General features: G+C 52.0%; 19 protein-coding genes and 1 tRNA gene. 10 read left to right on the top strand and 10 right to left on the bottom strand.

Annotation, left to right across the window (positions count from 1 at the left end; all coding sequences use genetic code 11):
- Positions 1-4: 4 nt before the first annotated feature.
- Positions 5-835, top strand: a complete 831-nt coding sequence (locus tag ACQ0PY_RS20825) for a hypothetical protein (protein WP_044253257.1) — start codon at positions 5-7, stop codon at positions 833-835.
- Between the two features lie 6 nt (positions 836-841).
- Here the strand turns inward: ACQ0PY_RS20825 and ACQ0PY_RS20820 are convergent, their stop codons facing one another.
- Positions 842-1339 carry a GNAT family N-acetyltransferase gene (locus ACQ0PY_RS20820; protein WP_044253259.1) on the bottom strand — a complete coding sequence of 166 codons (498 nt, stop codon included), beginning with the start codon at positions 1337-1339 and terminating at the stop codon, positions 842-844.
- A gap of 190 nt (positions 1340-1529) precedes the next feature.
- On the opposite strand from ACQ0PY_RS20820, the gene ACQ0PY_RS20815 reads away from it, so the two are divergent.
- The gene (locus tag ACQ0PY_RS20815) at positions 1530-2729 is read left to right on the top strand and encodes a YjgN family protein (RefSeq protein WP_042999253.1); all 1200 of its coding nucleotides are present in this window, start codon (positions 1530-1532) and stop codon (positions 2727-2729) included.
- A gap of 54 nt (positions 2730-2783) precedes the next feature.
- On the opposite strand, the gene ACQ0PY_RS20810 is transcribed toward ACQ0PY_RS20815, so the two are convergent.
- The 3 genes from ACQ0PY_RS20810 to pepA all read right to left on the bottom strand — a co-directional run bounded on the left by ACQ0PY_RS20810 (position 2784) and on the right by pepA (position 7693).
- Complete coding sequence (locus ACQ0PY_RS20810; RefSeq protein ID WP_109739522.1) at positions 2784-5639, bottom strand: valine--tRNA ligase; 2856 nt, start codon at positions 5637-5639, stop codon at positions 2784-2786.
- Positions 5639-6082, bottom strand: a complete 444-nt coding sequence (holC, locus tag ACQ0PY_RS20805) for a DNA polymerase III subunit chi (protein ID WP_042999255.1) — start codon at positions 6080-6082, stop codon at positions 5639-5641. Before holC ends, ACQ0PY_RS20810 begins: the two co-directional genes overlap by 1 nt.
- A gap of 99 nt (positions 6083-6181) precedes the next feature.
- Positions 6182-7693, bottom strand: coding sequence for a leucyl aminopeptidase (gene pepA / locus ACQ0PY_RS20800; RefSeq protein WP_044253264.1), 1512 nt, complete (start codon positions 7691-7693; stop codon positions 6182-6184).
- Positions 7694-7846: 153 nt separating this feature from the next.
- Between pepA and ytgA the strand changes: the two genes are divergently transcribed.
- The 3 genes from ytgA (at position 7847) to lptG (ending at position 10142) form a co-directional block, all read left to right on the top strand.
- Entirely contained in the window at positions 7847-7897 is a 51-nt protein-coding gene (gene ytgA, locus ACQ0PY_RS20795; RefSeq protein WP_211180521.1) for a protein YtgA, read from the top strand.
- Positions 7898-7959: 62 nt separating this feature from the next.
- Positions 7960-9060 carry an LPS export ABC transporter permease LptF gene (gene lptF, locus ACQ0PY_RS20790; RefSeq protein ID WP_042999257.1) on the top strand — a complete coding sequence of 367 codons (1101 nt, stop codon included), beginning with the start codon at positions 7960-7962 and terminating at the stop codon, positions 9058-9060.
- Positions 9060-10142, top strand: coding sequence for an LPS export ABC transporter permease LptG (gene lptG / locus ACQ0PY_RS20785; RefSeq protein WP_042999258.1), 1083 nt, complete (start codon positions 9060-9062; stop codon positions 10140-10142). Before lptF ends, lptG begins: the two co-directional genes overlap by 1 nt.
- Positions 10143-10205: 63 nt before the next feature.
- Here the strand turns inward: lptG and ACQ0PY_RS20780 are convergent, their stop codons facing one another.
- The 5 genes from ACQ0PY_RS20780 to idnD form a co-directional block, all read right to left on the bottom strand.
- Positions 10206-11708, bottom strand: coding sequence for a helicase HerA-like C-terminal domain-containing protein (locus tag ACQ0PY_RS20780; RefSeq protein WP_042999259.1), 1503 nt, complete (start codon positions 11706-11708; stop codon positions 10206-10208).
- A 78-nt stretch (positions 11709-11786) separates the two neighbouring features.
- Positions 11787-12785 (bottom strand): DNA-binding transcriptional regulator IdnR, encoded by a 999-nt coding sequence (gene idnR, locus ACQ0PY_RS20775; protein ID WP_042999260.1) that lies wholly within the window; start codon positions 12783-12785, stop codon positions 11787-11789.
- A gap of 57 nt (positions 12786-12842) precedes the next feature.
- Positions 12843-14162, bottom strand: coding sequence for a gnt-II system L-idonate transporter (gene idnT / locus ACQ0PY_RS20770; RefSeq protein ID WP_042999261.1), 1320 nt, complete (start codon positions 14160-14162; stop codon positions 12843-12845).
- Positions 14163-14225: 63 nt separating this feature from the next.
- The gene (gene idnO, locus ACQ0PY_RS20765; RefSeq protein ID WP_042999262.1) at positions 14226-14990 is read right to left on the bottom strand and encodes a gluconate 5-dehydrogenase; all 765 of its coding nucleotides are present in this window, start codon (positions 14988-14990) and stop codon (positions 14226-14228) included.
- A gap of 11 nt (positions 14991-15001) precedes the next feature.
- Positions 15002-16045 carry an L-idonate 5-dehydrogenase gene (idnD, locus tag ACQ0PY_RS20760; protein WP_042999263.1) on the bottom strand — a complete coding sequence of 348 codons (1044 nt, stop codon included), beginning with the start codon at positions 16043-16045 and terminating at the stop codon, positions 15002-15004.
- Positions 16046-16262: 217 nt separating this feature from the next.
- On the opposite strand from idnD, the gene idnK reads away from it, so the two are divergent.
- Complete coding sequence (idnK, locus tag ACQ0PY_RS20755; protein ID WP_044264649.1) at positions 16263-16805, top strand: gluconokinase; 543 nt, start codon at positions 16263-16265, stop codon at positions 16803-16805.
- A gap of 24 nt (positions 16806-16829) precedes the next feature.
- Here the strand turns inward: idnK and ahr are convergent, their stop codons facing one another.
- The gene (gene ahr / locus ACQ0PY_RS20750; RefSeq protein WP_042999265.1) at positions 16830-17849 is read right to left on the bottom strand and encodes an NADPH-dependent aldehyde reductase Ahr; all 1020 of its coding nucleotides are present in this window, start codon (positions 17847-17849) and stop codon (positions 16830-16832) included.
- A gap of 201 nt (positions 17850-18050) precedes the next feature.
- Between ahr and ACQ0PY_RS20745 the strand changes: the two genes are divergently transcribed.
- From ACQ0PY_RS20745 to ACQ0PY_RS20730, 4 genes are all read left to right on the top strand, one after another.
- Positions 18051-18135 (top strand) — tRNA-Leu (locus ACQ0PY_RS20745).
- Positions 18136-18321: 186 nt separating this feature from the next.
- Positions 18322-19587 carry a tyrosine-type recombinase/integrase gene (locus ACQ0PY_RS20740; protein ID WP_109739521.1) on the top strand — a complete coding sequence of 422 codons (1266 nt, stop codon included), beginning with the start codon at positions 18322-18324 and terminating at the stop codon, positions 19585-19587.
- Positions 19588-19801: 214 nt separating this feature from the next.
- The gene (locus ACQ0PY_RS20735; protein ID WP_109739520.1) at positions 19802-20677 is read left to right on the top strand and encodes a phosphorothioated DNA-binding restriction endonuclease; all 876 of its coding nucleotides are present in this window, start codon (positions 19802-19804) and stop codon (positions 20675-20677) included.
- Between the two features lie 326 nt (positions 20678-21003).
- Positions 21004-22818, top strand: a complete 1815-nt coding sequence (locus ACQ0PY_RS20730; RefSeq protein WP_109739519.1) for an AAA family ATPase — start codon at positions 21004-21006, stop codon at positions 22816-22818.
- The last annotated feature ends 80 nt before the right edge of the window (positions 22819-22898 follow it).

The following is a 22898-nucleotide window of genomic DNA, read 5'->3' as shown; positions in this document are numbered from 1 at the left end:
ACCGATGAACTGGACACATGTACTTCTCGCAGGCTACGTCGGCGCGGTCATCGCCGCGGTGATAGGGCTCATGCGTAAAAAAGGCTGGGTAGGGAAGGCTTCTGGCGCGGTGCTGATGATTGTGGCGATCGTCGCGTGGAACCTGTTTGACGTGCACTACCTGATCCCGCGAGAAAAAGCGGCGTCCGGTCAGACGGAAGAGCAGCAGTTTGATGCCGCGCTACTGCAAATGCCGACGTTTCAGGTACTGAAGGAACAGGAGCCGGCATTTTGGGTCCATCTTCGCACCCAGGCGCTGCAGCTGAAAAATGAAGGCAAAACCGAACAACAAATAATCGATACCATTCAACCGCAGGTGCTGCAAATTCAGATGTCGCGTTTACAGCAGGCGCCGGACAGTAATGTCATTGACTATATGAAGATCAATCTCGAACAGACTGCGGCGGTGCAGAAAAAAGGCGACGATGAGTGTTTCCGCTTTCTCTTCCCGCAGGTCAAAGGCGGCATTAACCCGACGCGTCTGATCTCACCGGATATTCTGAAACGGCGTATGGAAGGCGATGCGGCGATGATGCGAGCGGCATACGGTCCTAATAAACACACGGTAACCGACACCGAGAAGCAGCAGGCCATGCAGGATCTGCAAAGCGTCGTACCAGTACTGGTGCAGCGCTACGGGCAGGATGTTCAGCTTATGGCTGAGCCGGAGAAGGGGATCGGGAAAGAAAAGGTCGTCTGCAATCTGGTGCAGGATATGTGGACGGAAGTGCTGAAATTGCCAGCCGCGCAGGCCGCTGGCGTGATTCGACTTTCGGTATCGCCTGAGATGCAATAGCCGGTATTACAGGGGTTTGAGCATCCGCACTTCGCAATCGACGTGCCCGGTGCAGCCAAGCGGTTCGCTGATATGCTCAAACCCTAAATGTTCGTACAGACCAATCGCCTCGCGTAAAAAGGCGGTCGTTTCCAGATAGCAATGTTTAAATCCCAGCGCGCGGGCGTGATCCATCGCCATCAGCGCCAGCTTTTTCGCCATGCCTTGTCCGCGCGCCACGGGCAAAAAGTACATTTTTTGCAGTTCGCAAATATCGGGTTCGCTACAGGTTAACGGCGCAATTCCGCCGCCCCCCACCACTTCGCCATTACGCTCCACCACCCAATATGCATGTCCTGGTTGCGAGTAGAGCTGATACAGCTCATCAAGATTTGGATCGGCAACGGTATAGCCTTTATCAGCGGTAAGGCCATATTCGGCGGAAACCTGACGGATAACGGCAGCGATGACCTGGTTATCCCTGGCCGTCAGGCGACGTAACGTGAGCGCGTCAAAAACATTCATTTTACTACCCGGTTAAACAATACTAATAATTTGAACTAATAGCATCCCCGGCCAGGTGATGCAAGCACCTTATAACATAGCGGGTGGATGTTATTTATGCAGATAATAAGGTAATATCTCTATTGGCTGGTATTTCTATTGCCTGCTAATAATGTGTATTTTTAAGGATGATTAACGACAGGGATTTATTATGCAGGAATATCTTATAAAAGAAGATGCACCATCACACGCTTTTGAATTTCGTGGCGATGGCGGAAGTTATTTTCTTATTTGTCTGGTCAATTCGTTGCTGGTACTGGTGACATTAGGAATTTACCTGCCGTGGGCATTAATGAAATGCCGTCGCTATATTTATTCCAATATGACCTTAAATGGACAGCCGTTTAGCTGGAAGGTGACAGGTGGCGATGTGTTCCTGAGCTGGTTTATGCTGCTGGTGATTTATATTGCAGGCATGACATTGATAAGCATGGAATATTTTTTCATTGGCGCGGCCTTACTGGCAGCACTGATCTTAGCAATACCTGTCCTGGTGATGAAAAATCTGCAATATCAGGCAGTGAAGACCTCGTTAAATAGTATCCGTTTTGGTTTTCGTTTCTCTGCGCTTAAGGCATTCTGGAATATTCTGTGTCTGCCCATGCTGTTGCTTATGGCGCTGGGGGTGGTGATATTTTGCCTGCTACAGGTGTGTCCAACAGAAAGCCCGGGAGAAGTGATTTTCACGGTAATCGTGCTGGGGCTGACGGGCCTTGCCGGCGTGGGAGTGGTCAGCGGGGTGACGTACAGTCGGTTGATGAGGATGGTGGGGGATGGCGGCCGCTTTGGTGTCCACGCATTCTCTGTGCAGATAAATGTCTGGCATTGTATTAAATCCGCGATTCTGGCCATGGCAGCGCTGCTGCCTTTTCTCGCCGTGGTCGGTTTTATCGCGATTGCTCTGTTTAAATCGATATACGAACTCGATGTGACGGGGATGGCGGAAGAGGAAATTGAAGCGTTAATCCTCATCGAATATCAACGACAGATTGTGATAAGCCAGATTATCTATTATCTGGGCATTGCCATTTCAATGAGTTATTTGATTGTGGCGTTTCGTAATCACTTTCTGAATAACCTGCAACTCGCCGACGGACACATTCGTTTTCGTTCCACGCTGACTTTCCATGGCATGGTTTATCGCCTGGGGGGGTTATATGTGATTTCTGCTATCACTGGTGGGCTGGCGTATCCACTGCTGCGCATGTGGCTGATTACCTGGCTGGCGAAAAATACGTACGTGGTGGGCGATCTCGATACGTTACCACTTGCTGACAGCGATGAGCGCGTGGATAACGGTCTGGTATCGCGACTCTCACGCGGCGTGATGCCGACGCTCAATTTTATGTAGTGATAAAAAAGGCCGGAGCAAGCTCCGGCCTTTATACATTATCGCTTTCCGCGATTACAGCGCGGCGATAACCGCCTGCTGCTCAATCAGTTTCGCTTTCGCCTCGGCATAACCTTCCAGCTTCTCACGCTCTTTGGCGATCACCGCTTCCGGCGCACGCGCCACAAAGCCTTCGTTAGCGAGTTTGTTTTCGATACGGCTAATTTCGCCTTCGATTTTCGCCACTTCTTTCGCCAGACGCGCCAGTTCATCGTCTTTATTGATGAGACCCGCCATCGGGATCAGCAGTTCGGCGCCGTCGATGATTTTAGTCACGGAGACCGGACCCTTGTCATCAGCAGGCAGTACGGTGATGCTTTCCAGACGCGCCAGGTTCAGCAGGAAGCTGCGGTTGTCGTTTACGCGACGCATCGCGTCATCGCTGCAACCCCGCAGCAGCAGCTCAAGCGGTTTGCCCGGCGCAATGTTCATTTCCGCACGGATGTTACGTACGGCAACGATCGCCTGCTTCAGCCATTCGGTGTCCGCGAGTGCGGCTTCATCAACCTGTGCGGCGTTATATTCCGGGAACGGCTGCAGCATGATGGTGTCAGCGGTAATGCCGGCAATCACTTTCACACGCTGCCAGATGGTTTCAGTGATAAACGGGATGATCGGGTGCGCCAGGCGCAGCAGACCTTCCAGCACGGTCACCAGCGTATGGCGGGTGCCACGCAGTTCAGCTTCCGTTCCGCCGGTCATGACCGGTTTGGTCAGCTCCAGGTACCAGTCACAGAACTGGTTCCAGGTAAACTCATACAAAATGCCCGCGGCGATATCGAAGCGGAAGTTATCCAGTGCTTCACGGTACGCTTTGGTGGTCTGGTTGAATTCCGCGAGGATCCAGCGGTCCGCCAGCGACAGTGTCATCTCGCCGCCGTTGAATCCGCAATCCTGTTCTTCGGTGTTCATCAGCACAAAACGGCTGGCGTTCCACAGCTTGTTACAGAAGTTACGGTAACCTTCCAGGCGCTTCATGTCCCAGTTGATGTCGCGACCGGTCGAAGCCAGCGCGGCGAGGGTGAAACGCAGGGCATCGGTGCCGTGCGGTTCAATGCCGTCCGGGAACTGTTTTTCGGTACGTTTGGCAATTTTTTCAGCCAGTTGTGGCTGCATCATGTTGCCGGTACGTTTTTCCAGCAGTTCCGGTAACGAAATACCGTCGACCATATCCAGCGGGTCAATTACGTTACCCTTGGACTTGGACATCTTCTGGCCTTCGTCGTCGCGGATCAGACCGGTCATGTAGACGGTTTTGAACGGAACCTGCGGCTTGCCATTTTCATCTTTGATGAAGTGCATGGTCATCATGATCATGCGGGCAATCCAGAAGAAGATGATGTCAAAGCCGGAAACCATCACGCTGGTTGGGTGGAACTGACGCAGCGCGTCGGTGTTTTCCGGCCAGCCGAGGGTGGAGAAGGTCCACAGCGCGGAGGAGAACCAAGTATCCAGCACGTCGTCGTCCTGACGCAGGGCAACGTCTGCGCTCAGGTTGTTTTCCTTACGCACTTCGTCTTCGTTGCGACCCACATAGACGTTACCGTCGTTGTCGTACCATGCAGGAATACGGTGACCCCACCACAGCTGACGGGAAATACACCAGTCCTGAATATCGCGCATCCAGGAGAAATACATGTTTTCGTACTGCTTCGGCACGAACTGAATGTCGCCGTTCTCAACGGCTTCTATCGCCGGTTTTGCCAGCACATCGGCACGGACGTACCACTGGTCGGTCAGCATCGGTTCGATGACCACGCCGCCACGGTCGCCGTACGGGACGGTCAGGTCGTGCGGTTTAATTTCTTCCAGCAGGCCCAGCGCGTCGATCGCCGCAACCACCGCTTTACGTGCGGCGAAGCGCTCCAGTTTCTGGAATTCCGCCGGAATTTCGTTGGAGTAGACGTCGGACTCATTGCCTTTGGTGTCGTACACTTCCGCCGTTTCGCGGATATCGCCATCAAAGGTGAAGATGTTGATCATTGGCAGGGCATGACGACGACCGACTTCGTAGTCGTTAAAGTCGTGCGCCGGGGTGATTTTCACGCAGCCGGTGCCTTTTTCCATGTCGGCGTGTTCATCACCGACGATCGGAATGCGGCGGTTCACCAGCGGCAACACCACGAATTTGCCAATCAGATCTTTATAACGCGGATCTTCCGGGTTAACGGCCACGCCGGTATCGCCCAGCAGGGTTTCCGGACGGGTGGTCGCCACCACCAGGTAATCTTTGCCGTCAGCCGTTTTTGCGCCGTCGGCCAGCGGGTAGCGGATGTGCCACATCGAGCCTTTAGACTCGCGGTTTTCTACTTCCAGATCGGAAATGGCGGTGCGCAGTTTTGGATCCCAGTTCACCAGGCGTTTGCCACGGTAAATCAGATCTTCTTTGTACAGGCGGACAAAGACTTCTTTCACGGCATTGGAAAGACCTTCGTCCATGGTGAAGCGCTCGCGCTCCCAGTCCACGGAGTTGCCGAGACGACGCATCTGACGGGTGATGGTACCGCCGGATTCCGCTTTCCACTGCCAGATTTTATCGATAAAGGCATCGCGACCGTAGTCGTGGCGGGTTTTTCCTTCTTCAGCGGCAATTTTACGCTCAACCACCATCTGGGTCGCGATACCGGCGTGATCGGTCCCGACCTGCCACAGGGTATTTTTCCCCTGCATGCGCTGATAGCGGATCAGCGTATCCATGATGGTTTGCTGGAAAGCATGACCCATATGCAAACTGCCGGTGACGTTCGGCGGCGGGATCATGATGCAGAAGGACTCTTTGCTTTCATCGCCGTTAGGCTTGAAATAGCCCTGCTTTTCCCAGTGCTCGTAAAGCGGCTGTTCGATATCTTGGGGGTTGTATGTCTTTTCCATTATTTCCAGGTTGCCGTATTCAGGTTAAAACCAGCCACGCGGTAGGCTTTGTAGCGTTCGCGTGCCGATTGTTTCAGAGAATCTTCGTAAGGGACGAAGTCTATCACTTCTGTGAAAGCGGTGGCAAAATCTGCAAAGCCAACGCGCAGGCTGATGAGCAGATCGCGCGGACTGCTGTTGCGTTTTTCCGGCCAGGCGATTTCTACCGGCGCACCGCCGCGCGGCCCTTCACCGGCCAGATTGTGCGGGACGAAACGGTCAGCCGGTCTGGCCCATAGCGCCTCATCCAGGCGAATCGCCTGTTTTTCGTCTTCGCAGGCAATTAACACGCGTTTGCCGCTGCGCCAACGTTCTGCGGCAATCTCACACACCAGTTGCTCGACGGCGCTAAGGCCATCGTGTTGTGTGTCGTTGTCCAGAAGATAGAACGTTGCGTTTCTCATGATATGGGGCTTCTTGTGGTGGATTTAAATGCGTTGTCTTATTGCACACCGTAGGCCGGATGGCGCTGCGCTTATCCGGCCTACGGGGCAATTTCAAACTTACTCTTCGCCAGAAAAACCGGCACGATTGAGCAGGAACTGCGACAACAGCGCCACCGGACGACCGGTTGCGCCTTTGGCTTTCCCGGAACGCCATGCGGTACCGGCGATGTCGAGGTGCGCCCAGTTGTACTTGCGGGTAAAGCGCGACAGGAAACAGCCTGCGGTGATTGCGCCGCCAGGACGGCCGCCGATATTCGCCATATCCGCGAAGTTGGATTCCAGCTGTTCCTGATACTCATCACCCAGCGGCAGACGCCATGCGCGGTCGCCCGCTTGTTCGGACGCGCCGATCAGCTCGTGCGCCAGCGGGTTATGGTTCGACATCAGACCGGTAATGTGGTGGCCCAGCGCAATCACGCAGGCGCCCGTCAGGGTCGCCACGTCGATTACCGCTTCTGGCTCGAAACGCTCAACGTAGGTTAAGACGTCGCAGAGTACCAGACGGCCTTCGGCATCGGTGTTCAGCACTTCAACCGTCTGACCGGACATGGTCGTCAGTACGTCGCCCGGACGATAGGCGCGACCACCTGGCATGTTTTCACAGCCTGCCAGCACGCCGATGACGTTGATTGGCAACTGAAGCTCCGCCACCATGCGCATTACGCCATACACTGCCGCCGCACCGCACATGTCGTACTTCATCTCGTCCATGCCTTCAGCTGGCTTGATGGAGATACCGCCGGAGTCAAAGGTAAGCCCTTTACCGACCAACACAATCGGACGCACGTCTTCGGACGGACTGCCTTTGTACTCAATCACTGACATCAGCGATTCATTCTGCGAACCGTGACCGACGGCGAGGTATGCGTGCATTCCCAGCTCTTTCATCTGCTGTTCGCCGATGACGCGGGTGACCACATTCTTGCTGTAGCTGTCAGCTAACTGGCGCGCCTGAGAGGCTAAATAGGCGGCGTTACAGATGTTCGGCGGCATGTTGCCGAGATCTTTCGCGGCCTTAATGCCGGCAGCAATGGCCAGACCGTGCTGAATCGCACGCTCGCCGCTGGTCAGCTCACGGCGGGTCGGCACATTGAAGACCATTTTACGCAGCGGGCGGCGCGGCTCGCTTTTGGTTGTTTTCAGTTGATCGAAGCTGTACAGCGTCTCTTTGGCCGTCTCGACAGCCTGACGCACTTTCCAGTAGTTGTTGCGGCCTTTGACGTGCAGTTCGGTCAGGAAGCAGACGGCTTCCATTGAGCCGGTATCATTCAGAGTGTTGATAGTTTTCTGAATCACCTGCTTATACTGACGTTCATCCAGCTCGCGTTCTTTGCCACAACCGATGAGGAGGATACGCTCGGACAGTACGTTGGGGACATGGTGTAACAACAGGGTCTGACCCGGTTTGCCTTCCAGTTCGCCACGACGCAACAGGGCACTGATGTACCCGTCGCTGATTTTATCGAGCTGTTCTGCAACCGGAGAAAGGCGGCGTGGTTCAAAGACGCCCACGACGATGCAGGCACTCCGCTGTTTCTCCGGGCTACCGCTTTTTACACTAAACTCCATGCACTACGCTCCTGAATCTTAAAGACAACGGCGGCGCCTGCGGTTAGAATTGCAAGCTTTCGTAACTCATATCCGCAGTTGCGGTGACTTCGTGTTAATCTTAACGTTATTACGGCATTGGCACATCAGAACGCGTTCTGAGTGGCGAATCCGCTGAGTATAATAATTTTAGCGACGATTTCGACGACTCAAGAGAATAAATGACGTTTAAGCCATGAAACAAGCTAAATTCCTGCAAAAGACGAGTTTTTACGGGCGTATTTAAAGTGATAATCATAAGATATCTGGTGCGGGAGACGCTCAAAAGCCAGCTTGCCATCCTCTTCATTCTGCTTTTGATCTTCTTTTGTCAAAAGTTAGTGAGGATCCTCGGCGCAGCGGTTGACGGTGACATTCCGGCAAATCTGGTGCTCTCGCTGCTGGGCCTCGGCGTGCCTGAAATGGCGCAGCTTATCCTGCCGCTCAGCCTGTTCCTCGGACTGTTGATGACGCTGGGCAAACTGTATACCGAAAGTGAAATTACGGTGATGCACGCCTGCGGTCTGAGCAAGGCCGTGCTGGTGAAAGCCGCCATGATCCTGGCGTTGTTCACCGGGATCATCGCCGCCGTTAACGTCATGTGGGCGGGGCCGTGGTCGTCAAAACATCAGGATGAAGTGCTGGCCGAGGCGAAAGCCAACCCCGGTATGGCCGCACTGGCGCAGGGGCAGTTCCAGCAGGCCACCAATGGCAGCTCGGTACTGTTTATTGAAAGCGTTGACGGTAGCGATTTCAAGGATGTGTTCCTCGCACAAATTCGCCCGAAAGGTAACGCCCGTCCTTCTGTGGTGGTCGCCGATTCCGGACATCTGTCGCAGATGCGCGACGGTTCGCAGGTGGTCACGCTGAACAAAGGCACCCGCTTTGAAGGCACCGCACTGCTGCGTGATTTCCGTATTACCGACTTCCAGGACTATCAGGCGATTATCGGTCACCAGGCGGTGGCGCTGGATCCGAACGACACCGACCAGATGGACATGCGCACGCTGTGGTCCACTGATACTGATCGCGCCCGTGCGGAACTGCACTGGCGTATCACGTTGGTATTCACCGTATTTATGATGGCGCTGATGGTCGTCCCGCTGAGCGTGGTCAACCCGCGTCAGGGCCGCGTGCTGTCGATGCTGCCCGCGATGCTGCTCTATTTGATGTTCTTCCTGATCCAGACCTCCCTGAAATCCAATGGCGGGAAAGGAAAGCTGGACCCGGTTATCTGGATGTGGGTGGTCAACCTGCTGTATCTGGCGCTGGCGGTGGGTCTTAACCTGTGGGATACAGTGCCGGTGCGCCGTCTGCGCGCCCGTTTTTCGCGTAAAGGAGCGGTGTGATGCAGCCATTTGGTGTCCTTGACCGCTATATCGGTAAAACCATTTTCACCACCATCATGATGACGTTATTCATGCTGGTGTCGCTTTCCGGCATCATCAAGTTCGTCGACCAGCTGAAAAAAGCCGGGCAGGGGAGCTACGACGCGTTGGGCGCGGGGATGTACACCCTGCTCAGCGTGCCGAAAGATGTGCAGATTTTCTTCCCGATGGCGGCGTTGCTTGGTGCGCTATTGGGACTCGGGATGCTGGCGCAGCGCAGCGAGCTGGTCGTGATGCAGGCGTCGGGTTTTACCCGTATGCAGGTTGCGTTCTCGGTGATGAAAACCGCGATCCCACTGGTGCTGCTGACCATGGCCATCGGCGAGTGGGTTGCGCCGCAGGGCGAGCAGATGGCGCGTAATTACCGTGCGCAGGCGATGTACGGCGGTTCGCTGCTTTCCACCCAGCAGGGGCTGTGGGCGAAAGACGGCAATAACTTTGTTTACATCGAACGAGTGAAAGGTGACGAAGAGTTAGGCGGCATCAGCATTTATGCCTTCAACGATCAGCGTCGTCTGCAATCCGTGCGCTATGCTGCGTCGGCGAAGTTTGACCCGGAACAGAAGGTCTGGCGTCTGTCGCAGGTGGATGAGTCGAATCTGACCGATCCGAAGCAGATCACCGGTTCGCAAATGGTGAGCAGTACCTGGAAAACCAACCTTACGCCAGACAAACTGGGCGTGGTGGCGCTGGACCCGGATGCGCTCTCTATCAGCGGTCTGCACAACTATGTGAAATACCTGAAGTCGAGCGGCCAGGAGGCCGGGCGCTACCAGCTCAATATGTGGAGCAAAGTCTTCCAGCCGCTGTCCGTTGCGGTGATGATGCTGATGGCGCTGTCGTTCATCTTTGGTCCGCTGCGTAGCGTGCCAATGGGCGTGCGGGTGGTGACGGGGATAAGCTTTGGTTTTGTTTTCTATGTGCTGGACCAGATCTTTGGCCCGCTGACGCTGGTGTACGGTATTCCGCCGATTATCGGCGCCCTGTTGCCAAGCGCCTCGTTCTTCTTGATCAGTCTCTGGCTGATGATGCGTAAGTCATAATCGTTCGCCGCCATCCGGCAACGTAAAGCGCAGTGCCTGATGGCGCTGCGCTTATCCTCGGTACTAGCGTTTTCTGCCGCCCATCAGGCTGCCTAACATCCCGCGAATGAGCTGATTGGTGACCTGACGCGCTGCGCTTTTTGCCACGCTCTGCACTACGCCATCGCGCTTGCCACCGCGCGGTCCGGTACTGCCGAAGAGAATATCCTTCAGCCCGCCGAGGATCCCGTTGTCAACCGCTACCTCTTTGCCTTTCGCCGTCGGGTTACTTTGCGCTTCGGTCGTTGCCTGGACACTTTGTTGCAGCATTTCAAACGCGGATTCACGATCCAGGTCGTCTTCATATTTGCCATAAACCGGAGAGTGGTTGATAAGCCCATTGCGCTCATCATCCGTCACCGGTCCCATCCGTGAGCACGGGGCGATCACCATTGCCCGCTCGACGAGCGATGGACTGCCTTTCGCATCGAGGAATGAAACCAGTGCTTCACCGGTGCCCAGTTCCTGAATCGCTTTCTCTGTATCAAACGCCGGATTGGCGCGCATGGTCTGCGCGGCGGTTTTCACCGCCTTCTGATCTTTCGGCGTAAAGGCGCGCAGGGCATGCTGAACGCGGTTGCCCAACTGACCGAGGACGTTATCCGGAATATCCGCCGGGTTTTGCGAAACAAACCAGACGCCAACCCCTTTCGAGCGGATCAGACGGATCACCTGTTCAATTTTATCCAACAGTACCTGCGGGGCGTCGTTGAACAGCAGATGCGCTTCGTCGAAAAAGAAGACCAGCTTCGGTTTTTCCAGATCGCCGGCTTCCGGCAGTTGCTCGTAAAGCTCGGAGAGCATCCACAGCAGGCTGGCTGCGTAGAGTTTTGGCATCTGGTAGAGCTTCTCGGCGCTGAGAATATTGATGATCCCTTTGCCACTGGCATCGGTCCGCATCCAGTCTTTGATGTCGAGCATCGGCTCGCCAAAGAAGTGCGTCGCACCTTGCTGTTCAAGCGTCAGCAGCCCACGCTGGATCGCTCCGACCGAAGCGCTGCTGATGTTGCCATACTGATTCTGGAAGGATTTGGCGTTATCGCCGATGTATTGCGTGATGGCCCGCAGATCTTTGAAATCCAGCAGCAACAGACCCTGGTCATCGGCAATACGGAAGATAATGTTCAGCACGCCGGACTGCACCTCGTTGAGGTTCAGCAGACGCGCCAGCAGCAGCGGCCCGAGGTCTGAGACCGTGGCGCGAACCGGATGACCTTTTTCGCCGAAGATGTCCCACAGTACCACCGGATTGCTGTGCGGTTGCCAGTCGGTAATGCCGATATTTTTCAGTCTGGCGAGCAGTTTTTCGGAAGCCTGGCCTTCGGCAGCGATGCCCGTTAAGTCACCTTTTACATCGGCCATAAAAACCGGTACGCCAATTTCCGACAGCGACTCGGCCAGCTTCTGTAGCGTGACGGTTTTCCCGGTCCCGGTCGCCCCGGTAATCAGCCCGTGGCGGTTCGCCATCCCGGGGAGTAAAAACAGTTCAGTGTCTGGCGTGCGGGCAATCAGCAGGGGTGAGCTCATGAGATTTCCTCCATTTATCCTGCGTCGAGTATAGGCAATGTGAGTGCAAGAGAATATGCGCCGGGGAGAGAAAATCACTTATAGCGTATTGCCGTGGTAAATCTGGTATCCCAAATCGATCGTATTGTGGTTGTGGTCGTTGTTCTTGATTTTGCTCAGCAACATCTGCGCCGCCATGCGGCCAATGTCAAAGCGGGGGGTGATGACGCTGGCAAGACTTGGGATCATCTGTCGGCCCATCTCCAGACCGTGGAAACCGGCAATGGAGACCTGTTCCGGCACGGACAGGTCGCGTTCCCGGCAAAACAGCAGCGCGCCCATCGCAATATCATCATTGGTGCAAAACACACCGTCTAAATCCGGGTGGGCAATCAGCGCGTCGCGCATCAGTTGCATGCCCAGACGAATCGACGAGATCGCTTTCGGGTTCACGCGCAGCGGCGTCAGGCCTCGCCGCGTCATCGCATCGCAGTAACCGCGAAAACGCTGTTCATCACGGATATCGTCTTTCGAGCCGAGATAAAGAATTTTGCGCCGCTGGCGTTTATCCAGCATGGTGCTGACCATATCAAATGCCGCCTGGCGGTTATCAAACCCGACTTCCATATCCAGCCGATCGCCCTGAATATCCATTAGCTCGATAATGGGAATGGCCGCCGAGCGCAGGAATTTCACCGTGCGCAGGGTGTGATACTTCTCGGAAAGAATGATGCCGTCGATATTGTAGGAGAGCAGATTGATCACCGACTCTTCTTCCGACTCACGATCGTAGTTGTAGTTGGCAATCAGCGTCTGGTAGTTATGGTCGGACGTCACCGATTCGATACCGGCAAGAATGTCGGCGAAGAGCTGGTTCTGAAAGGAGGGAATGAGCACGCCAAGCGTGTAGCTTTGCGCGTTCAGCAACATGGCTGGCGCACGGTTCGGGATGTAGTTGATCTCCTCCATGATCTGCGCGATACGCTCGCCAGTTTCCTTTGCGACCTTTTTCGGTGAGCGGATATAGCGGCTCACCGTCATTTTGGTCACGCCCGCGAGCGTGGCGATGTCCTGCAAAGAAATTCTGTGGTTCCTCATCTTCTCTCCGGTACCAGGGAGCGGCGGCGACATCGCCCCCCGGTGGTTAATCACGCCTTAATGCAGAACCGCATTCAGTGCCAGCACGCCCAGCAGTCCCATGATTGAAATCAGCGTTTCCATCACGGTCCACGTCCGCAGCGTTTCACCGACGCTGAGGTTAAAGTAGCCCTTGAACAGCCAGAATCCCGGATCGTTTACGTGCGAAGCGATTACGCTACCGGCCCCGGTCGCCAACACCATCAACGCCGGATCGGCATGGGTGACGTTAATGATCGGCAATACCACGCCAGCGGTCGTGATCGCGGCGACGGTCGCCGATCCCAGTGCAATACGCAGTAACGCGGCCACTGTCCAGCACATCAGCAGCGGCGACAACGAGGTGCCGGTCATCAGGTGAGAGATATACTGACCCACGCCGCTGTCCACCAGAACCTGTTTAAACGCGCCGCCACCGGCGATGATAAACACAATCATGGCGATGGCACCGATAGAGTCACCGACGATATCCATGATCTGTTCAATCGTCCTGCCATTGCGTCGGCCGAGAGTGAAAATCGCCAGCACGATGGCGATAAACAGCGCGACGGCAGGGTTCCCGATAAACTCAAAGAATACCCGTACCGAGTTGGTTTTGGGCAGTGTAATTTCACAGACGGCAGCAACGGCCATCAGTATGACGGGGATCACCGCCGCAAAGATACTGTTCCAGAAGGACGGCATCTCCTCTTCGGTGAACAGGTGCGGGTTAAACAATCCTTCCGGCGGCGCTTTTTCAAAGCGGGTCAGCAGTTTTGAAAACAGTGGGCCTGCGACAATCACCGTAGGAATGGTGATAATAAACCCGTACAGCAACGTGGTGCCGAGGCTGGCTTCAAAAATCGTCGCAATGGCTGTCGGTCCCGGATGCGGCGGCAGGAAGCAGTGGGTGACCGAAAGGGCAGCGACCATCGGCACGCCGACATACAGCAGCGGCAAACCGGATGAGGCCACCACCGTAAACACCAACGGCAGCAGCAGTACAAAGCCGACTTCGAAGAACATCGCCAGCCCAACGACCAGTCCGGTGACGACCAGCGCCCACTGCACGCGTTTTTTACCAAACGTTCCGATCAGGGTGGTCGCGATGCGCTGCGCGGCCCCCGTATCAGAAATCAATTTTCCCAACATTGCGCCAAAACCGAGGATCATCGCCAGCCCGCCGAGCGTGCCGCCGATCCCGTTTTGAATGGAATGTAAAACGGCCTGTGCGTCCATCCCTTCGGCGAATCCCACGACGGCTGCGACCAGGACCAGGGCGATGAAGCCATTGACTTTAAAGCCAATCATCAGGACCAGAAGCAGCGCGACGCCTGCCGCAATTATGATTAATGGCATAATCTTATCTCTTATGTGTGCCAAAAAGGCAGCGCTGGCGCGCTGCGTAGGGTTGTTCAGTGGTTACACTGCGACCAGCATGCCGCCGTCGACGAACAGCAGGTGTCCGTTGACGAAGTCCGAGGCTTTGGAGGAGAGGAATACCGCCGCGCCAATCAGCTCCTGCGGATCGCCCCAGCGGGCGGCAGGGGTACGTTTGCATAACCATGAGGTGAAGGCTTCATCTTCAACCAGCGCTTTAGTCATTTCCGTTTTGAAGTACCCCGGTGCGATGCCGTTAACCTGGATGTTATGGCGCGCCAGTTCAACGCACATACCGCGAGTCAGCATCTTCACCGCACCTTTCGAGGCGGCGTACGGGGTGATGGTGTCGCGACCCAGTTCACTTTGCATCGAGCAGATGTTGATCACTTTCCCGGCCTGGCGCTCCACCATTCGGCGGGTTACCGCCTGGGAGACGAGGAACACGGCGGTCTGGTTAACGGCGATCACGTCGTTCCATTCCTGCTCAGGGAATTCGGTAAATGGGTGGCGGCGCTGGATCCCGGCGTTATTGACCAGCACATCAATCGGGCCAATATCTTTTTCGATATGATCAATTGCGGCGTCAATATCCTGTTTATGCGTCACGTTAAAAGGAGCGGCAACGGCACGGATCCCTTCCTGCTGCAGTTTAGCAACCGCGGCTTCTGCCCGCTCTGACGTAATATCGTTGACGATAATCTGCGCACCATACTGACCAAGACCCGTTGCCAGCAAATAACCGATCCCCTGGGCGGAACCGGTGATCAGAATATTTTTACCTGCCAGTGAAAAAAGATCGTTCATGATGTTATTCCTTATTTTTCATTCTCAAAGACGAGCTGAACTTTCGCCGCCTGGGTTTTGTCGCTGGCGAAAATCAGCGCCTGTTCCAGGTCGGTAAACGGATATTCCGCACTCAGTAGCGGCAGCGGATCGATAACGTTATGCGCCAGCCAGGAGACTGCGGTGTTAAATTCAGTGGTAAAGCGGAACGAGCCTTTCAGGGCGATCTCTTTGCCGATCAGCATCATCATCGGGAAGTCCGGAACGGCACCACCCATACCAACCTGCACCATCACCCCTTTTGCGCGGGTGACTTCCAGACAGGTGGTAATGGAGGAGGGATGACCGGAGACCTCGAAACTGATATCGAAATAGCCCTTCTCCGTTTTCCACTGGTCGAGCGCGTCATGCTGGGGATTAACCAGCGTATCCGCGCCCATTTGTTGAGCCAGCGATAGCGAACGGGGGCTGACATCGGCACAGACCACTTCCGCTGCACCCAGCGTTTTCACCGCGCTGACGATCAGGCAACCGATGGGGCCGACGCCGGAGATAAACACTTTCTTACCCTGTAGATCGCCAGCCTCATGCGCAGCATGGATGGCAACGGCCAGCGGTTCAGCAAAGGCCATGACCTTTTCGTCCGCCTGTTCCGGGTAAGGAATACACTGGGCGGTATCGACCGTTTTAAACTGGGTAAAGCCGCCGTCGACGTGCGGAAAATACATCGCACTGCCAAAAAAGCGCATTTCAGTGCACTGGTTTTCTTCATGTTGAAGACAGTATTTACAATGACCGCATGGTTTAGACGGATTAATGGCAATCGACTGCCCTTCGCGTAATGTTTCTGAATCGCTATGGACCACTTTACCAATAACTTCATGGCCTAAAATCATCGGTGCTTTGACGGTAAAATTACCGACTTTACCTTCCTGATAATAATGTAAGTCGGAACCGCAAATTCCTCCTCGGGTTATTTTTACGAGCGTGCCTTTATTATTCCATTCGATATTCTGTTGTGTTACGGCAACAGAGCGCTTACCCGCGACAACGCAGGATTGAGTTTTCACTTCCATAAATGCCTCACAGGGTCAGGTCTTCATCTCCGGTGCATTTAAGCGGTTTTAATTGTCCTTATTTGTGAGTTAGATCACACTGGAAAATTGTTACACTACAATGTTACGCATAACGTGATGCGCTTTATAATTCTCATCTATGGAAACAAAAAAGCGTGAAATTGCCGATTGTGCAGGCGTAATATCGCGCCATGAAATATGACGCAGAGGGTTTTACATGGCCGGGGAAAGCTATATTTTGATGGGCGTTTCAGGAAGTGGTAAATCGTTAATTGGTAGTAAGGTGGCAGCATTATTATCGGCGAAGTTTATTGATGGTGACGATCTCCATCCTGCCAAAAACATTGATAAAATGTCCCAGGGAATACCGTTAACTGATGAAGATCGACTGCCGTGGTTAGAGCGCTTAAATGATGCGTCTTATAGTCTGTATAAAAAGAATGAGACCGGATTTATTGTCTGTTCATCATTAAAAAAACAGTATCGCGATTTTTTACGTAAGGGCAGTCCTAACGTCCATTTTCTCTGGCTGGATGGCGACTACGATATTATTCTGGCACGGATGCAGCGTCGGGCAGGGCATTTTATGCCGGTTGGTTTGCTGAAAAGTCAGTTTGAGGCGCTGGAGTGCCCATTGGCGGAGGAGGCCGATATCGCGCGTATCGACATTAATCATGATATTGAGAATGTGACGGCGCAGTGCCAGCAGGCGGTTCTGGCGTTTCGCCAGGCACGAGAGCGACTCAGCGCCTCACTCTGAGCAGGGAGGCGCTGAGTCAGACCGTCAGAAATCGGCTTTCAGCACCACACGGTAGCGGGCTTTACCGTCGCGCACGTGCTGGATTGCCTCGTTGATTTTCGACATCGGGAACAGTTCGGTGGTTGGCGAGACTTTGCTGCGTCCGGCAAACTTCATCAGCTTACGCAGTTCATACGGTGTACCAGTCGCCGAACCGGAGACGCTGCGATCGCCGGCAATCAACGTGAAGGCAGGGACCGGTAGCGGCTTCAGTACCGCGCCGACGGTATGGAAGTTGCCGCCGTAAGCCAGCGCTTCGAAGTAGGGTTGCCAGTCGAGATCGACATTGACGGTATTGATGATGAGATCGAACTGGCCTGCCAGCGCCGTTAATGCCTGCGGATCGCGGCTGTTCACCACTTTATCGGCACCCATCGCCAGCACTTCTTTCTCTTTCGCCGGGTTAGAGCTGAACGCGGTGACTTCACATCCCATTGCATGCAATAGCTTGATAGCGATATGTCCCAGTCCGCCAATACCGATCACCCCAACGCGGCTGGTGGCAGTGACGTGGTGCATCAGCAGCGGTTTAAACACCGTGATACCGCCGCACAGCAGCGGACCGGCGGATTCACTATCGATGCTTTCTGGAAGCGGGATCACCCACTGCCAGTCTGCGCGCAGCTTCTCGGCAAAGCCGCCGCGATTAAGAATGGTGGGCACCGCTCCTTCCAGGCAGTTGATCTGATTACCGCTGATACAAGCATCGCAGTGACCACAGCTGCGCGCCGTCCAGCCAATCCCCACGCGCTGGCCGATCTTCAGGCCTTTCGCCTGCGCCGCGCTACCGAGGGCGGCCACGCGACCAATCACCTCATGTCCGGCAACCAGTGGATACTGAGAGAATCCCCACTCGTTGTCGATCATCGACAAATCGGAATGGCAGATACCGCAGTAATCGACCTGCACCTCGACATCCTCCGGCTTGAGTTCGCCTGCATCGTATTCAAAGAGTTCGAGTTCGCTACCCGCCTCTTTTGCGGCATAGCTTTTAATCATCGACATCGTGTTTCCCTCAGTGTGGTGTTGAACAGAAAAGTGTAGAGCATGAAAAACAGCGTCGCTTTGCAGAAGGGGGGATTAAGAAGACGGCGAGGTGGGGGCATGCTGGTTTTTTCGACACTTAGCGGAGAAGACACACGCTAGCGCTTGCATGGTTGCGTGCTACAGGTATAATCCACAACGTTTTCCGCATACCTCTTCAGTGCCGAAGTGGCGAAATCGGTAGACGCAGTTGATTCAAAATCAACCGTAGAAATACGTGCCGGTTCGAGTCCGGCCTTCGGCACCAAAAGCATGTAAATGGACCTCAACTGAGGTCTTTTTTTATGTCTAAAATCCAGTATTTATCTACCTTTCCCGCTATATTAACTCTCTCAAGGTCAACCGACATCAACGTACATCTACCAACAGATGTTGGTATAGATGATGGTATTTCCGGTTCGATAATGCTTGTACCAACAGGGAGGGGATAAGCATGGCTCTAACAGATATCAAAGTCAGAACAGCCAAGCCAACGGATAAGCAATATAAGCTGACCGATGGCAGCGGTATGCACCTTCTTGTCCATCCAAATGGTTCTAAGTACTGGCGTTTGCAGTACCGTTATGACGGCAAGCAAAAGATGTTGGCACTTGGGGTTTACCCTGAAATCACACTGGCGGATGCCAGAGCACGTCGTGACGAAGCGCGTAAGCTACTAGCGAATGGCGTCGATCCGGGAGACAAAAAGAAAAATGATAAGGTTGAACAGAGTAAAGCCCGAACCTTTAAAGAGGTAGCGATCGAGTGGCATGGCACCAATAAAAAGTGGTCTGAAGATCACGCCCATCGCGTGCTAAAAAGCCTGGAAGATAATCTTTTTGCATCGCTTGGTGAGCGTAATATCGCTGAGTTAAAAACTCGTGATTTATTAGCGCCCATTAAAGCCGTAGAGATGTCTGGACGTCTTGAGGTTGCTGCTCGTCTTCAACAGCGCACTACGGCCATCATGCGGTATGCGGTGCAAAGTGGGTTAATTGATTATAACCCGGCACAAGAGATGGCTGGGGCGGTTGCTTCCGGTAATCGACAACATCGTCCGGCGCTGGAATTAAAGCGCATCTCTGAGTTGCTTGAGAAAATAGACAACTATACCGGCAGGCCGCTAACCCGCTGGGCAACAGAACTCACTTTGCTTATCTTTATTCGATCTAGTGAGCTGCGCTTTGCTCGCTGGTCAGAGATCGATTTTGAAGCTTCAATGTGGACTATCCCGCCAGAGCGAGAGCCTATTCCCGGCGTGAAACATTCTCAGCGAGGATCAAAGATGCGTACACCTCATCTGGTACCGCTTTCAAAGCAGGCGCTGGCGATCCTGAAGCAGATAAAACAGTTTTGCGGGGAACACGAGTTGATTTTCATTGGCGATCACGATCCGCGTAAACCCATGAGTGAGAACACGGTGAACAGTGCATTGCGGGTGATGGGCTATGACACCAAAGTTGAGGTTTGCGGCCACGGCTTCCGCACAATGGCCTGTAGTTCGTTAATTGAGTCAGGGCTATGGTCGAAGGATGCGGTTGAAAGGCAGATGAGCCATATGGAACGCAATTCGGTGAGGGCGGCGTATATCCATAAAGCGGAACATCTGGACGAACGCAAGCTGATGTTGCAGTGGTGGGCTGATTTTCTGGATGCCAATCGGGAGAGAGCGATTACGCCGTTTGACTATGCGAAGATCAATCGGGGTAATGGGGGGTGAGTTGAAGGCCTTTATTTCTCGGTTGATGTTTAAATTAAAAAGACCAACCAGTCCGCTTAGGACTGGTTGGTCGCTGTATTTTTTACCGTTGTTATCAGAATTTCATCTGCCGGGTACAGAGCCGCCAGACAAAAAGGATATCTGCAATAATGCCTTGAATGTACATATATTTGCGAGCATCATCGCAAATATGCACTCATGATTCTTCAATGCAATGACCTCTGACAAAACCCTAAAGCAAGCGATATCAAATATTACTATTTGGCGCAAAGGCGAACAGCGTGCGCCACATAAGCCTTTATTGCTGCTGCACGTCCTCTCACACTATCGGCAGGATCATGAGCGCCTGTTTAACTATGCCTCTGAAATCTACGAGCCCCTGTTGGATCTCCTGGAACGTTATGGACCGCAGCGTCGTGACCAGCGCCCGGACATGCCGTTCTGGCGTCTGAAGGGCGATGGCTTCTGGGAACTACAAAACGCGGAACTGTGCTCAACCAATGGTAGCCGCCAGCCTCCCCGACGTGAACTCATCGAATATAATGTCGCGGGTGGATTTGATGCCGATAATTTTGCGTTGGTGGCAAAAAACCATAGGTTAATTGATACACTGGCGCAGCAGCTTCTGGAGGCGCATTTCCCGGCCAGTATTCAGGAAGACATCGCTGACGAAATGGGTTTTGATATTCGCACCTCTCTCAGTCAACGCGACCCGAAGTTCCGCCAGATGGTGCTACGTGCTTACAATTATCAGTGCACTATCTGCGGCTTTAACATGCGCCACGATAATGCGCCGATTGCTCTGGAAGCTGCCCATATCAGATGGAAGCAGCATCATGGCCCTTGTGAAGTACCTAATGGCCTGGCGTTGTGCGCAATCCATCATAAAGCGTTCGATCGTGGTTCGATTGGCCTGGATGAAAATATGCGTGTGATGGTTTCAGGCGCGGTAAATGGTGGCGGGGTGGTACAGAGGCTGTTCTGGGATTTTGCGGGAAAGGCGATTACGTTGCCACCTATTAAAGAAAATTATCCTGGCGAGCGGTTTGTGGAATGGCATAGGAAAGAGGTGTTCAGAGGTGAGTATTAATCTGAGGTAGGGCAGTTATTTTGCATGTGGTATACAAACTATTCAGCTGTATTAGCTCAGATTTGACCTGATACATCTGTTGCACAGAACCTAATCTGACAGGCAGTTCTGTGCCAGGAACGGACGTTACCACAACCACAATGTGTTACAAATGAGATGTTAATCAGAAAAATCAAGTAAAAATGTAAAATAATAATTCTTTAAGTTGAATGTGTGACTTATAGTGGCTAAAGAAGGTGTGATTGGATTCCCGTTAGTTGTAAGTATGCCAATCCATTAGGTAATTTATTAAACATATGGTCTGTGTTAATTTCTGAATGGAATAAATGTTAATGTTATTTAATAAGATTGAAATTGATAATATTGGCCCAATCTCAAATTTATCTATCGAATTTCCAAAAATAGATGAATCGCCTAAGCCATTGATTATAGTCGGTGAAAACGGAACAGGGAAAAGCATACTTCTAGCCCATCTCGTCAACTCTCTTATGGTAGGTAAGCAAGAGGTATATGAGGATGTAGAAGTAGAAAAAGGTAGAGTTTTCAAATATCGAAGCCCCCAATATATAAAATCTGGGGAGAATTATTCGTATTCAAACGTTGAGTTTGAATCCGGTGAAAAAGTACAAGAATGGCAACTCGAACGCCCGAAGAATGAGTTTGAAGAAAAATTAGGTTACACGCCGATCAGACCAGAATGGAACCAAATTCATACAGGAGAAAATTCGCATTTTTTTTCTTCTTTTAATGTAAACTCTGAAGAAACCAATAATATTTTTAAAAAACAATGCTGTCTGTATTTTCCTGTTAATAGATTCGAGGAACCTGCTTGGTTGAATTTACTGAATCTAAAAGCGAAAGCTAGTTATACAGAACTGAAAAGAATTTCTGGGTTTTCAAATCGAGATACCATATGTATATCACCGCTTAAAAATAATATTAATTGGCTGCTTGACTTGATGTTTGACAGACAAGTCTTTGATATTAAAATACAAAATATGAGGTTTCCACTACAGGTAATGCCCAATGAAATCAATATCCCAGTATTCATTGGTTATAACGGCCAAAGCTCTAGTATTTATGATGCAGTGCTGCAAGTTATACGCGTGATATTAAATGAACATGGAGATATTCGACTTGGTGCGGGAGCAAGAAAAACTCGACAAATATCTGTGATGCGAAATGAAAAAATGTGGGTCCCAAATTTGTTTCAATTATCAACTGGTGAGGTTCAGTTAATAAACTTATTTCTATCTATTCTTAGGGATTATGATCTATCCGACGGAGAGTTAAACACCCTTAATGATATTAAAGGTATTGTAATTGTTGATGAGATTGACGCCCATCTTCACGCTATTCACCAGAAAGAAGTATTACCAAAGTTAATAAAATTATTTCCAAACATTCAATTTATCGTTACTTCTCACTCACCACTTTTCCTTATTGGCATGGAGCAGGAGTTTGGTGATAATGGTTTTGAAATCATAAGCATGCCAAAAGGAGAAAAAGTATCGGCAAGTGATTTTTCAGAATTTATCGCAGCTTATGAAGCATTTAAAGAAACAACTAGCCATAGAGATGAAATTACTAAAGAAATACTTCAACATGCAAAACCAGTAGTTTTTGTTGAAGGTGATTATGATATACGGTATTTAGTTAAAGCCGCAGACATACTTGAAAGAGTCGATGTATTGGAACGAATACAAATTAAAGATGGTGATGGCTTTGGTAATTTAGATAAAATCTGGAAAAGTTATAACAATTCTATTTCAGAGGTTGTGCCAAATAAAATAATCCTATTGTTTGACTGTGATACACATAAACAGGATGCTAATAAAAATTTAGTTTTCAAGCGTGTGCTACCGTCAAATTCTGAAAATCCTATTTCTATTGGAATAGAAAACTTATTCCCTCAGACCACTATTGATAGAATTGAAGCAATAAAGCCACAATATATTGACTTTCAAGAAGCATCGGTGTCAAGAATCAGAGGTGTGGAAACACATTTATCTGCATCAAAGTCTGTTAATAAGGATGAAAAAGGGAATATGTGTGATTTGCTTTGTGAGACAGGAACTGCAGAAGACTTTTCTGGGTTTAAAGTTGTGTTTGACATAATTGAGGAAATAATTAATAGCTAACAAGGAGTGATTACGACAATTGGATAGGCGTGGTTTGCATGTCCGCTTCTTGCTCATAAGGCTTGGGCTGCATTGTTGCT

This window comes from Citrobacter sp. LST-B2 (assembly GCF_057983045.1).
This window is presented reverse-complemented; position numbering and strand designations above follow the sequence as displayed.

Bases quoted from the DNA above. Each gene is read 5' to 3' on its own strand.
- idnK (WP_044264649.1), top strand. From the start codon at position 16,263: ATGGCCGGGGAAAGCTATATTTTGATGGGCGTTTCAGGAAGTGGTAAA.
- idnO (WP_042999262.1), bottom strand. From the start codon at position 14,990: ATGAACGATCTTTTTTCACTGGCAGGTAAAAATATTCTGATCACCGGT.
- ACQ0PY_RS20820 (WP_044253259.1), bottom strand. From the start codon at position 1,339: ATGAATGTTTTTGACGCGCTCACGTTACGTCGCCTGACGGCCAGGGAT.
- ACQ0PY_RS20825 (WP_044253257.1), top strand. From the start codon at position 5: ATGAACTGGACACATGTACTTCTCGCAGGCTACGTCGGCGCGGTCATC.
- ACQ0PY_RS20735 (WP_109739520.1), top strand. From the start codon at position 19,802: ATGACCTCTGACAAAACCCTAAAGCAAGCGATATCAAATATTACTATT.
- lptG (WP_042999258.1), top strand. From the start codon at position 9,060: ATGCAGCCATTTGGTGTCCTTGACCGCTATATCGGTAAAACCATTTTC.
- ahr (WP_042999265.1), bottom strand. From the start codon at position 17,849: ATGTCGATGATTAAAAGCTATGCCGCAAAAGAGGCGGGTAGCGAACTC.
- holC (WP_042999255.1), bottom strand. From the start codon at position 6,082: ATGAGAAACGCAACGTTCTATCTTCTGGACAACGACACACAACACGAT.
- ACQ0PY_RS20810 (WP_109739522.1), bottom strand. From the start codon at position 5,639: ATGGAAAAGACATACAACCCCCAAGATATCGAACAGCCGCTTTACGAG.
- ACQ0PY_RS20730 (WP_109739519.1), top strand. From the start codon at position 21,004: ATGTTAATGTTATTTAATAAGATTGAAATTGATAATATTGGCCCAATC.
- idnD (WP_042999263.1), bottom strand. From the start codon at position 16,045: ATGGAAGTGAAAACTCAATCCTGCGTTGTCGCGGGTAAGCGCTCTGTT.
- idnR (WP_042999260.1), bottom strand. From the start codon at position 12,785: ATGAGGAACCACAGAATTTCTTTGCAGGACATCGCCACGCTCGCGGGC.
- ACQ0PY_RS20780 (WP_042999259.1), bottom strand. From the start codon at position 11,708: ATGAGCTCACCCCTGCTGATTGCCCGCACGCCAGACACTGAACTGTTT.
- pepA (WP_044253264.1), bottom strand. From the start codon at position 7,693: ATGGAGTTTAGTGTAAAAAGCGGTAGCCCGGAGAAACAGCGGAGTGCC.
- ACQ0PY_RS20740 (WP_109739521.1), top strand. From the start codon at position 18,322: ATGGCTCTAACAGATATCAAAGTCAGAACAGCCAAGCCAACGGATAAG.
- ACQ0PY_RS20815 (WP_042999253.1), top strand. From the start codon at position 1,530: ATGCAGGAATATCTTATAAAAGAAGATGCACCATCACACGCTTTTGAA.
- idnT (WP_042999261.1), bottom strand. From the start codon at position 14,162: ATGCCATTAATCATAATTGCGGCAGGCGTCGCGCTGCTTCTGGTCCTG.